This window comes from Bacillus sp. BML-BC051 (assembly GCF_019656175.1).
GTDB classification, from domain to species: Bacteria; Bacillota; Bacilli; order Bacillales; family Bacillaceae_G; genus Bacillus_A; species Bacillus_A mobilis.
Map to the genome: position 1 here is coordinate 1 of NZ_BPLI01000036.1, position 12,374 is coordinate 12,374.

12 protein-coding genes and 1 pseudogene are annotated in these 12,374 nt (G+C 36.2%); 10 read left to right on the top strand and 3 right to left on the bottom strand.

Annotated elements, in window-relative coordinates; genetic code table 11:
- Window positions 1-362 (bottom strand): annotated as a pseudogene (locus K5S59_RS16005) (cell wall anchor protein); the annotation flags it as partial.
- A gap of 202 nt (window positions 363-564) precedes the next feature.
- Here K5S59_RS16005 and K5S59_RS16010 point away from each other — a divergent pair.
- From K5S59_RS16010 to K5S59_RS16040, 7 genes are all read left to right on the top strand, one after another.
- Window positions 565-1,443, top strand: coding sequence for an ROK family protein (locus K5S59_RS16010; protein ID WP_097844100.1), 879 nt, complete (start codon window positions 565-567; stop codon window positions 1,441-1,443).
- 128 nt (window positions 1,444-1,571) lie between these two features.
- Complete coding sequence (locus K5S59_RS16015; protein WP_001121594.1) at window positions 1,572-2,168, top strand: TerD family protein; 597 nt, start codon at window positions 1,572-1,574, stop codon at window positions 2,166-2,168.
- A 23-nt stretch (window positions 2,169-2,191) separates the two neighbouring features.
- Window positions 2,192-2,776 carry a TerD family protein gene (locus K5S59_RS16020; RefSeq protein ID WP_000146729.1) on the top strand — a complete coding sequence of 195 codons (585 nt, stop codon included), beginning with the start codon at window positions 2,192-2,194 and terminating at the stop codon, window positions 2,774-2,776.
- An 80-nt stretch (window positions 2,777-2,856) separates the two neighbouring features.
- Window positions 2,857-3,435 carry a TerD family protein gene (locus tag K5S59_RS16025; protein ID WP_000236651.1) on the top strand — a complete coding sequence of 193 codons (579 nt, stop codon included), beginning with the start codon at window positions 2,857-2,859 and terminating at the stop codon, window positions 3,433-3,435.
- 72 nt (window positions 3,436-3,507) lie between these two features.
- Complete coding sequence (locus K5S59_RS16030; RefSeq protein WP_000025698.1) at window positions 3,508-4,299, top strand: TerC family protein; 792 nt, start codon at window positions 3,508-3,510, stop codon at window positions 4,297-4,299.
- A gap of 110 nt (window positions 4,300-4,409) precedes the next feature.
- Window positions 4,410-6,041, top strand: coding sequence for a YceG family protein (locus K5S59_RS16035; RefSeq protein ID WP_000492847.1), 1,632 nt, complete (start codon window positions 4,410-4,412; stop codon window positions 6,039-6,041).
- Between the two features lie 18 nt (window positions 6,042-6,059).
- Complete coding sequence (locus K5S59_RS16040) at window positions 6,060-7,142, top strand: toxic anion resistance protein (RefSeq protein WP_001064416.1); 1,083 nt, start codon at window positions 6,060-6,062, stop codon at window positions 7,140-7,142.
- A 35-nt stretch (window positions 7,143-7,177) separates the two neighbouring features.
- On the opposite strand, the gene K5S59_RS16045 is transcribed toward K5S59_RS16040, so the two are convergent.
- Together K5S59_RS16045 and K5S59_RS16050 are read right to left on the bottom strand one after the other, a co-directional pair.
- Complete coding sequence (locus K5S59_RS16045) at window positions 7,178-9,844, bottom strand: cation-translocating P-type ATPase (RefSeq protein ID WP_120449434.1); 2,667 nt, start codon at window positions 9,842-9,844, stop codon at window positions 7,178-7,180.
- 193 nt (window positions 9,845-10,037) lie between these two features.
- Window positions 10,038-10,262: a DUF1128 domain-containing protein gene (locus tag K5S59_RS16050; protein ID WP_000366197.1), complete on the bottom strand. Its 225-nt coding sequence runs from the start codon at window positions 10,260-10,262 to the stop codon at window positions 10,038-10,040.
- A gap of 173 nt (window positions 10,263-10,435) precedes the next feature.
- On the opposite strand from K5S59_RS16050, the gene K5S59_RS16055 reads away from it, so the two are divergent.
- The 3 genes from K5S59_RS16055 to K5S59_RS16065 are packed head-to-tail and all read left to right on the top strand — an operon-like array spanning window position 10,436 to window position 12,345.
- Window positions 10,436-10,900: a low molecular weight protein-tyrosine-phosphatase gene (locus tag K5S59_RS16055; protein ID WP_001992473.1), complete on the top strand. Its 465-nt coding sequence runs from the start codon at window positions 10,436-10,438 to the stop codon at window positions 10,898-10,900.
- A gap of 53 nt (window positions 10,901-10,953) precedes the next feature.
- Entirely contained in the window at window positions 10,954-11,469 is a 516-nt protein-coding gene (locus K5S59_RS16060) for a DUF4075 domain-containing protein (protein ID WP_001085386.1), read from the top strand.
- Window positions 11,470-11,475: 6 nt separating this feature from the next.
- Entirely contained in the window at window positions 11,476-12,345 is an 870-nt protein-coding gene (locus K5S59_RS16065) for a YihY/virulence factor BrkB family protein (RefSeq protein WP_001226525.1), read from the top strand.
- Window positions 12,346-12,374 lie beyond the last annotated feature (29 nt).

Below are 12,374 nucleotides of genomic sequence, written 5' to 3' on the forward strand. Positions count from 1 at the left end.
GAACCACTGCCATCAGAGCCGTTACTGCCCGAGCCATTGCTGCCGGAACCACTGCCACCCGAGCCGTTACCACCCGAACCACTGCCATCAGAACCGTTACTGCCCGAGCCATTGCCGCCGGAACCGTTACCACCCGAACCACTACCGCCCGAGCCATTGCCATCAGAACCACTATCGTCCTGAGAACCATTGTTTCCTGGAGGTTTATTATTATCTTTTGAGTTACCTTCGGCTAAATGATCGTTATTTTGTACAATTGCGTTTGCTGCTGGAGAGAAGTTTTCTGTTGCTGCATTACCGATATTTAAACCGCTAAAAAAAGATAAAGAGAGTGTTGATGCTAAAATGAAGATTTTCGTCATTGTTTTCCTCCTAAGAAATTAATATTCCATCTAAAATACATCCCTTTGTAATATTTCTTAGGAAAAAGAGTTTTATGCAAAAAAAACTATATATAGAAAAAGGTGGTGTATTTCTGAAGAGAGAAAAGAGTTAGTGTAAATTCTTTATAATAGTAGAGCAGTAGGAATTTTACACGCATTACAGTAGAGGAAGTGACAGCAGATGAAAGAATATATTGCATTTGATATTGGTGGTACACAAATTAAATATGGAATTGTTTCAGAAACAGGAACAGTACGAAAGCATAAAACGGTTCTAACAGAAATTCATTTGGGTGGGGAACAAATCATTCAAAAACTTATTCTTCTATCCAAACAATTAATGAATGAACATACGATTTCAGGAATTGGCATTAGTACTGCGGGAATTGTTAATATTCATAAAGGAGTTGTAACGGGAGGGACAGAGCATATTCCGAACTACGCGACTATTCCTATTATTGATAGATTGCAAGAAGTATTACAAATTCCTGTGTCCGTTGAAAATGATGTGAACTGTGCAGCTTTGGGTGAGAAGTGGAAAGGTATTGGAAACGGAAAAAGAAATTTTATTATGCTTACTCTCGGAACTGGTATTGGAGGAGCGATTTTTATAGACGGAGAGTTATACAGGGGACATTCTTTTAGTGCTGGTGAATGGGGAAATATGTTAATAGAAGGAAAGCAGTTTGAAGAGGTCGCTTCCATTTCAGGGTTAATTCGTCTTGTGCGAAAATATAAAGGTGAAAGTGATTGGAATGGAAAAACGATTTTCGAACTGTATGATAAAGGAGATAGAGAAGTTACGCAAGCGGTTGAGGTTTTCTTTAAACATTTAGCGATTGGAATTAGTAATCTTGCTTATATTTTTAATCCCGAAATGATCGTTATAGGTGGAGGAATTACTGATAGAGGAAATGAGTTCTTAAAAGAAGTAAAAGAAGAGGTAGAAAAATATTTAAACAAAGAGATTTATAGTAATTGTGAGATTGAACTTGCACAAAACGGTAATTGTGCAGGAATGATTGGTGCTATTTACCACTTCTTACATCATCATAAGTAAGTTATATGAATGTTTTCATATAACTGAGAATTTATCCTTTTTATCACTAGGTAAATAATGCTACAATATAAGGGAAGAATACAATATTTTCCGCCTTGGAAAATGCTTTGTAGAAAGGAAGAAACTGCATGCCTATTATTTTAGAAAAAGGTCAAAAGATCGATTTAACGAAAGGACAACCAAAAGTAGCAAAACTACAGGTTGGCTTAGGCTGGGATCCAATTGGGCAATCAGGTGGGTTTCTGTCTTCATTATTTGGAAGTAAACCAAATGTAGATTGTGATGCATCTGTTGTTATGTTAGAAGGGGATCGTTTTGTAAACAAAAACGATTTGGTTTACTTCGGAAACAAGCTTTCTACTTGTGGTAGTATGATTCATTCAGGAGATAATTTAACAGGTGAAGGCGCTGGTGATGACGAAACAATTTTCGTAGAATTACATAAAGTTCCGAGCCGTATTAATCGTTTAGTATTCGTTGTAAATATTTATGACTGTGTAAATCGTCGTCAAGATTTCGGGATGATTCGTAATGCATATATTCGTATTCAAAACCCGCAAACTGGTGAAGAATTAGCACGCTATAATTTATCGGATAATTATGCTGGCAAAACGACTCTAATTGCAGGAGAAATGTATCGTCACGGAAGTGAATGGAAGTTTTCAGCTGTTGGAGAAGGCACACAAGATAAAAACTTAAGTGAGATTGTATCACGTTATCAATAAAATAAACCGAGGAGGAATTGTATATGGCATCAATTTCATTGAAAAAAGGACAAAAGGTCGACTTAACAAAAACGAATCCAGGTCTTTCGAAAGTTCTTGTAGGACTTGGTTGGGATACGAATCGTTATGATGGACAAAATGATTTCGATTTAGATGTTAGTATTTTCTTAGTAGGTGCTAACGGTAAAGTTTCAGGTGCAGAGGATTTCGTCTTCTATAATAACCCAAAAGGTGCGAATGGCGCTGTAGAGCATTTAGGAGATAACCGAACTGGTGAAGGTGAAGGCGATGATGAATCGATTAAAGTAGATTTGAAAAATGTACCTGCACATATCGAACGTATTTGTTTTACAATTACAATTTACGATGGAGAAGGTCGTAGCCAAAACTTCGGACAAGTTTCTAACTCTTTCGTACGCATTTTAGATGAAGAAAAGAATGCAGAGTTAATTCGTTACGACTTAGGAGAAGATTTCTCTATTGAAACAGCTGTTGTAGTAGGTGAATTATACCGTCATGCAGGTGACTGGAAGTTCAATGCAATCGGAAGTGGATTCCAAGGTGGATTAGCGTCTCTATGTAATAACTTTGGTTTAGATGTAGAGTAATAGATTAATAAATCCATCAGTGAAACGTATGTTTACTGATGGATTTATTTTTAAAAATTAAATTATAGAGGTGAATATAAATGGTTATTCAATTGCAAAAAGGACAGAAGATTGATTTAGGTAAGACAAGCCCAGGTTTAACAAAAGCAGTAATTGGTCTTGGGTGGGACATTAAATCTTATGACGGTGGATCAGATTTCGATTTAGATGCATCAGCATTCCTATTAGATGCCAATGGAAAATGTACGAAGGAAACTGATTTTATTTTCTATAATAATTTACAGTCCCCTTGCGGATCTGTTCTACATACAGGGGATAACCGCACAGGTGAAGGTGAAGGCGATGATGAACAACTTGTTGTGGACCTGAAGAAAGTTCCAGCAGATGTGCACAAAATTGCTATTACAGTTACAATTTATGATGGAGAAGGCCGTAGTCAAAACTTTGGACAAGTAGGAAACGCATTCGTTCGTTTAGCAAATGAAGAAACGAATGAAGAAGTTCTTCGTTTTGATTTAGGGGAAGATTTCTCCATCGAAACAGCAGTTGTCTTTTGTGAATTATACCGTCATAATGGACAGTGGAAGTTTAATGCAGTAGGAAGCGGTTTCCAAGGTGGCTTAGGCGCGCTTGTAAGAGCGTATGGCTTGGATGCATAGAAAGGAAACGATATTCGTTTCCTTTTTTTGACCTTTCTATAAATCTAGCAAAGAATAGGGGATATAGGTAAGATGAGTATTTTGCAAGGAATCCTTGATACGTATGCTCAGTTTTTCGACTTGGACATGTGGATTAAAGTGTTGCAAGATCCAGTATCTTGGGGATTAATAGGTACACTTGTTGTACTTGAAGGATTGTTATCTGCTGATAACGCACTTGTATTAGCAGTAATGGTAAAACACCTTCCGGAAGAAAAACGTAAAAAAGCATTATTCTATGGACTTATTGGAGCTTATGTATTTCGATTTATCGCAATTGGAATTGGAATGTTCTTAATTAAATTAGCATGGGTAAAAGTGTTAGGTGCACTTTACTTAGCATGGCTTTCAGTTAAATACTTCATTGATAAACGAAAAGGTAATGCAGAAGAAGAAGAAGCTCATGGTATGAACCAAAACAGTATTCTCTTCAGAATGTTTGGTGTCTTCTGGGGAACAGTTGCGATGGTTGAATTAATGGATATCGCGTTCTCTGTAGATAGCGTACTTGCTGCATTTGGTGTATCAAATCAAGTTTGGATTTTATTATTAGGTGGAATGCTCGGTATTTTAATGATGCGCGGTATCGCTGGTGTATTCTTAAAATTGTTAGAGCGTATTCCAGAACTTGAAACGACAGCATATATTTTAATCTTAATTATTGCAGCAAAAATGTTATTGTCTGTTATTCATATTGAAGTAAGCCATACGCTATTCTTTATTATTTTAGTTGTAGCATTTGGAGCAACGTTTATACTTCACTACATGAAGAATTCTGGACAAGCTAAAGAAGAAGTTGCAGCTACTAAAAATAATCATAAATAATTGAAATGGGTTTGCTCGTTATGCGAGCGCCCATTTTTTATAATCAAAAATAGTTTATAATAGAAGAGAGACTTTATAAAAAAAGTAAATGTTTTTGGAGGTGAACTGTTGTGTTTTCACGTTTTACACTTCAACCATATGCATTAAAAGACGAATCAGATTTAAAGCAATTTGAAGCACTTTTAGAAAAACGCCCACAATATGAACTGACAGAGAATGAGATGAAGTTTAGTTATATAGCAACTCGTATTCTTGGTGTTCCTAATGATGTAGATGAATATTTCAATGAGCTATTTGATTATAGTGAAGTAAAAGGGATTGAGGTTTTGCATGAACAAAATTTAAATAAGGTGATTGATCCCGAAAAACTGCGCCATATTCAAGATGTTTTTACATTACATCAAGAAGCACCGAATGGACTTACAGTAAATAGGCTTGTAGCCCATTTGTCTGGAAAACAACTCTTACCACAAGTAGACAATCCTGACTTACAGCATTATATACATACGATGTTTATTTCTGTATTGAAATTGTATGAAAAACAACATAACCAATCATTAAAAACAGAAGGATTCCGTCGTTTCTTAATCGATATGATTAAGTTAAGTGAAAATTACGTAGCGAAGTGGTTCTCTACGATTAATTATAAGAAACAAATGCCGCGTATCGTTTGGTACGGTGATGCACAGGAAAGTCGTATATATTTCTTATACTTTCTTATTATGCTCGGCTGCGATGTACTTTATTATCACCCAGAAGGAAAAGATGGATTTGAGAATGTTGATGAGGAAGGAAGAAGTTTTGTCGTGTCTCATCCAAGTCGGATTTCTCTTGAGCCGTTTCCAGATCGCCGCCGTGAGCGAGTTGCAACAGTAGCATATCAAGCTTCAAAAGAAATTGAGCAAGTACTTCACCACGATAATTCACTGCTATACAAGCCGTGGCAATTCCGTTCCTATACGCCTGTAGCTCGTACGCTCAAAACAACGTATGATGAACTCTTTTTAATTACGAAAGAAAAGGCATTTGTACGTCCGACATTCTTTGTTGAGAATAAACACATTTATATCCCTTCTTTATTTGCGAAAATATCAGGTGTTTCAAAAAATGATAAAGAGTATTTTCAGCGATTAAAGGCTGTTACATCGTTTGATAACAGTTTATTAATTAATACATTCCCATTTACGAAAGAACAAAAAGCAAATTTCCAATATCATTACCGAGATGCTTTAGACCGCGGGGGGAAATTACATCCAGATTTAATTATGAACAGTCATTGGTGGCCACATAAAAGATTGCCAGAAGGATTACAACATGGTATTGCAGAGGCGATCATTCATGCGTGCGAAAGTGAAATGTGTAAACCAATTGCAAAAGAGACGAAACAAGATGTAGCGCTATATGTTTTCGCGCAACTTTCTCAAATACCACCAAATATTTTAGAACAGCTTGAGAAATTTGATTATTCACAAGATGTACCGAAAATTGTTATATTTAATAATGAGAAGAGTGGAGAATTAACTCGTTCTGATGCTGTTTTATTACTATTTTTAAATCAAATAGGAGTAGATGTGTTCCACTTCAATCCAACGGGAAGAAATGATATTGAACCGTATATTGATGCAGCAGCATTTGATTCACATTGGCTTGAAGAAGTTAATTTCGATCTTGAGTTTCATGGTTCATCAGCCTATAAAAATTTATCACAAACAATAAAAGGACTATTTCGTCCATTTTTATAAGGAAAGGGAGAATACCATATGAATAACCCAGTCGTACTAGATTCGAAAACAGAATTAAATGAGCAAACAGCACAAGATGTTCGTTTACAACTTAGACAAGATGCAGAAGTACAACGTATTTATAATGCAGTAGATATTAAAGATCAGTTAGAATTAATCGAGCTTGGAAAAGAACCTTCTATGGAAATTTCACGTTTTGCTGATCAAATTTTACATACAATGTCATTATCAAAAATAGAAGATTCGGGTGAATTATTAAAACAACTTGGTAAAATTATGGACCGATTCGATAGCAAAGACTTTGCGGAAGAGAAAAGTGGTTTCTTCTCACGTATGTTCAAAAAAGCGGATAAAATGATTGAACAAATCTTTAGTAAGTACCAAACGATGGGCCGTGAAATTGATAAAGTATATGTGGAAATTACGAAGTATCAAGATGAAATGAAAAAATCAATTGGTACGTTAGACGGTTTATATGAGCAAAACTTAAAATATTACTTAGACTTAGAAAAATATGTAGTAGCAGGGGAAATGTTATTAGAGCGTTTAAATACAGAACTAGTTCCGATGTATGAAGAGCGTGTACGTAACAATGACCAATTAGCAGGTATTGAATTAGAGTCACTTAAAAACTCTGTTGAAATTTTAGAACAGCGTATTGATGATTTAGAAAAAGCACGTATGGTTGCGTTACTGACAGCACCACAAATTCGTATGATACAACGTGGTAATAATAAATTAATTGGTAAAATCAATACAGCATTTATTACGACGATTCCTATCTTTAAAAATGGTATCATTCAAGCGGTAAATGCGAAGCGTCAAAAGCTTGTTGCAGATTCTATGGCCGAACTGGATCGCCGTACAAATGAATTACTTAAGAAAAATGCACAAAATATTGCAACGCAAAGTGTGGAAGTGGCGAGATTATCAGGTTCTTCTAGTATTAAGATGGAAACACTTGAGGAAACTTGGAACATTATTTCAAGAGGTATGCAAGAAACGCAACAAATTGAAGAACAAAATAAACGTGAGCGTGAAGAAAGTCGCAAACGTATGGCTACATTAACTGAGAACATTAAAAAAGAATTACAAGGATAAATGAAAAGGCAATGAGGAAGAGTCCTCATTGCCTTTTAGTTTCTCTTCACTAATTTAATGATCTCATTCACAACAAGTGGAATGATACTTAATAAGAGAACAAATCCCCAATCTCGCATCGTTAATGCATGCACACCGAATATATTTGCAAGAGGTGGGATGGAGATAATACACACTTGCATAAGAATACCGATAAGAAGGGAGAAGACTAAATATTTATTTGTAAAAATCCCAATTGAAAAAATGGATTTCGTTCTTGAACGCAAGTTAAATGAATGAACGAGCTGAGAAAAACTAAGAACGACAAATGCCATCGTTTGAGCGTGTAATAGAGCATCCTCATCAATTTGCTCTGGGAAAAGAGGAAATAAATTTGTATCACCAGTATAGAATTTTGCTCCGGCGATAAAGGCTATTAACGTTAAAAGCCCAATGACAACCCCATTGAAAATAAGAAAAGGAACACTACCACTAAATAAGCTTTCTTTCGCATGTCGTGGTTTTTCCTTCATCACATCTGGATCCTCAGGATCAACCCCAAGTGATAATGCAGGTAGTGTATCTGTAATTAAATTCACCCACAAAATGTGAATAGGTCGTAGTGGTGTTGCCCAGCCGAGTAAAATGGCTAAAAATAAAGCGATAATTTCTCCAAAGTTACAAGAGAGTAGGAAGAGGATTGATTTTTTTATGTTCCGATAAATATTTCTACCTTCCTCAACAGCTTTCACGATAGATGAGAAATTATCATCTGTTAACACGACATCCGCAGCCCCTTTTGCAACGTCTGTTCCTGTAATGCCCATCGCTACGCCAACATCTGCTTGTTTTAAAGATGGAGCGTCATTGACGCCATCACCAGTCATAGAAACGATATTTCCTTTTGCGCGTAATGCCTTTACAATTTTCACTTTATGCTCTGGAGAGACCCTGGCGAATACATTTAAGTGATTAATTTTGCTTGCTAGCTCTGTATCTGAAATGTTATCTAATTCAGTTCCAATCATAATTTCAGATATGTCTGTAGCAATGCCAAGTTCTTTGGCGATTGCAAAGGCGGTATCTTTATGGTCACCAGTAATCATAACTGTGCGAATACCGGCTTTTTTACATTCTGTAATGGAATCTTTTACTTCAGTTCGCGGTGGATCAATCATACCGACAAGACCAATAAAGATGAGGCTTCCTTCAAGATGATCTATATCCATATCGTTTGAATTATATTGTTTAAACGCGAATGAAAGTACCCTTAAAGCCTCTTGAGACATTGCCCCGGCAGCTTCTAATATTTGATTTTTATCAACATCTGTTAGAACCTCGATTTTACCGTTTTTAAATATGTGGGTACATCGAGGTAAGAGTTTATCAATAGCACCTTTCGTCATGCTATAGTAGTTTTCATTGTATGTATGCACGGTTGACATCATTTTACGATCTGAATCGAAAGGCAGCTCGTTAATGCGTTCATGTAACTTTTCTAAATGATTTTTTTGCATGTTAAAAGTACTTCCAGCAACGAGAAGCGCAATTTCAGTCGGGTCTCCGGTTTGTGAGTCATTATTGTAAGATGCATCATTACATAGCACCATATTTTCTAACAATAGACGTTGCGCATCGTTATTTACATTTAAATTTTCTAAGTGATCGTATGTGTTATCGCTATAAAAGTGAGTAACGGTCATTTTATTCTGTGTTAACGTACCTGTTTTATCTGAGCAAATAATTGTGACAGAACCGAGAGCTTCAACAGCTGGTAGTTTCCGAATGATAACATTTTGTTTAATCATGCGCTGTACACCAATTGCAAGAACGATGGAAACGATAGCTGGCAACCCTTCTGGAATAGCTGCAACGGCTAAACTAATAGCAGTCATAAACATTTCTAACGTATCCCGGCCTTGTAAAAAGCCGATGAGAAACATAACGATACAAATAGCTACAGCGACAAAGCCTAAATACTTTCCGACTTGTGCCAAGCTTTTTTGAAGTGGTGTCATATCATCGTCTGCTTCATGTAAAAGGGTAGCAATCTTACCAATTTGTGAGTTCATTCCAGTTTCAACAGCGACACCGACGCCTCTTCCATATGTTACAAGAGTAGACATAAAGGCCATGTTTTTTTGATCACCAAGTGGTACTTGTTCTTCACTTTGCATGGAAGGGTGGTAAATTGCATCTTTATCAACAGGGACAGATTCACCAGTTAGAGCAGATTCTTCAACTTTTAAATTTGCGGTTTCGATTAGGCGTAAATCGCATGGGATATATCGTCCGGCGTCGAGCATAACGATATCACCTGGAACGACGTGCTCAGATGGAATTTCTTTTAGTTCACCATTTCGCTTGACGATAGCTTTAGGTGTCGCCATCTTTTTCAATGCCTCTAAAGCTTGTTCTGCTTTTGATTCTTGGACGACGCCAATAACAGCGTTTAAAACTACAACGAGCGCAATAATACTTGCATCAGCCCATTCACCTACAAAGGCTGAAATAAGAGCAGCAATAATAAGGACATATACGAGGATGTCATTAATTTGGGCGAAAATACGCTGCCATAAAGTGCGTTTTTGTTTTGTAGCTAATTCATTAAAACCGTATTGCTTTAAACGTTCATTTACGATTTCATCTGTTAAACCGTGTTGTTCGTTTGTTTCTAAGTCGATTAATGTTTGATTTTTCGTCTTACTGTACCAATTGCTCATAAGTAAGCACCTCCAGTAAAAACAGTTAGCAATGGTAGTGTTGCTATTATTTGTGAGTAGTATGTATGGAGAAAAAATCTAAGGTGAGGTTCTACTTCCATTGTACAGTATTTTACAGTTGGTTGAGGGAAAGAGAAGAGTTGTCATGAATTTGTTGGAAATAAAAAAAAGCCTCATATAAACGAGGCTTTTTTTACTTTTTAATTAATGTACCTAATTCTTCTGTAATAGCTTGCATTTCACTGATGCTGAATGTTTCACGTTTCATAACATGCTCATAAATGTCACGTAAGTCTTCGTACATTTCTTCATTAAAGCTAGCAGCTCTCATCGCTCCAGCATTAACCATACGTAATTTTTCTTTAATAGCTTCGACCATATATTCAACGTTTTCTTCTGACTTTACGGATAAATCCACCGAAGTGTCCCCCTTTAAAATAACATAAGGATATCTTAACATTTTTTATCATTTTCGTTAATGAATCTTTTCAATCCTATTAAATTAGTAGGGATTTCCTTTATAATTAATAATTGGTTGTTTATACTATAAGTATATATAAAGAAATGCACCAAGAAGGGAAGAACAAAAATATGATTCAAGTATTGTTTGTTTGTCTTGGGAACATTTGCCGTTCACCGATGGCAGAAGCAATTTTTCGAGATCTTGTCGTAAAAGAGGGACTCGAGGAGAAAATTGTCATTGATTCTGCAGGAACTGGAGATTGGCATGTTGGCCATCCGCCACATAAAGGAACACAAAAAATTTTAAAAGAAAATGCAGTCACTTTTGAAGGAATTAAAGCAAGGCAAGTAGAAAAAGAAGACTTAACAAAGTTTGATTATATTATTGCCATGGACAACAAGAATATAGCAGATTTAAAAAGTTTAGGTAAAACTGGAGGCTATATTGGCAGACTGTCCGATTTTGTTCCAGACGGTGGCTGGACAGACGTTCCCGACCCTTACTATACAGGGAATTTCCAAGAAGTATATGACCTTGTAACAGAAGGGTGTGCAAAGCTATTAGCTTTCATTCGAAATGAACAAGGAATATGAGGAAGCTTAGAAAGAAATACTTTCTAACATAAGAAATGAAAGGGTGAAGGAATATGGCAAAGAAAAATAATATTGCTCGAAACATTGCGATTGGTGTAGCTGCAGGTGTAGCTGTATCTATGTTGAAGAAGGAAAACCGTGAAAAGGTAAAAAATACTGCTGAAAAAGCAAAAACAAAGATGATTGAAATCGGTGAAAATGCGAAGATAAAAGAAAAAGTGCAAACTGTTACAGATAAAGGGCGCGAACTCGCTGACTTCAATGTAGTAAAAGCGAAAGTAGCAGAAATTAAAAAATTGACGCCGTCTGTTGTAGAGACGTTAAAAGAAACGAAAGAAATTTTTAGTAAGAAAAAGGTTGAGCCAGCAGAGAAGCCAGAAACGATTGAAATTCAAGCTGTATCTTCAAAGGTAGATGAGCTGAAAGCAGAAGAAGAGCCAGTAGTTGCTGAAGAGGGCGGTATGAAAGAAGCGCGTGAACTATTTATGAAAGACTCAAATGCAGAGGAAAAAAAAACTGAAGCGTACATTGAGTTGAAGCAAGATAAAGAAGAGAAGAAAAGCGTTTAAACATATATGAGAAAAATTTTAGAAAAGGTGAGAAGAAATCGTACTTATTCGTTTGGTAAAGATTTGTATGACCGGACGATGCGCGATGATGTAGCGGGCTTGGCAGCACAGCTCGCTTATTTCTTCTTGCTTGCGATTTTTCCTGGGCTTGTTTTCTTAATTACGCTTCTTGGATTCATTGACCTTCAAACAGAAAGTGTGCTCAACTTATTAGAACCGTACGTACCCGAAGATGCAATGTCTTTAATTGAAGTAAACGTTGATAAAGTTGTAAATGAGCAAAATGGTGGTTTATTATCATTTGGTTTATTATCAATGCTGTGGTTTGCTTCAAACGGGGTAAATGCGGTTATGAATGCTTTTAATCGTGCGTATGATGTAACAGAAACACGTTCCTTTATTAAAACGAGAGCTTTATCAATTGTGTTTACATTAGCGATTATTTTTATGATTGTGTTTGCGCTAATTGTTCCAGTGTTTGGACAAGTGATTGGAGCAGCGGTATTTAAAGCAATTGGGTTATCGGATAGTTTTTCTTACGTGTGGAGTATTATGCGATTAGTAGCGAGTTTCTTTGTTTTATTCGCATTGTTTAGTTTTTTATATACATTTGCACCAGATCGAAAGTTAAAAAGAAGAGAAGTCATTTCAGGAGCAACATTTGCTACTGTAGGATGGATTGTGGTATCGTACTCATTTGCTTATTATGTAGATAAGTTTGCGAATTACGCCAATACATATGGTGGTCTCGGTGGTATTATTATTTTAATGTTATGGTTTTACTTGACTGGATGGGTAATTTTACTTGGCGGTGAAATTAATGGTTTACTCCATCATTATAGGACGGGTGACAATAATTCCCGTAATGAAAAGTGAGCTCTTGTTCCATAATAATAGGGAACAGG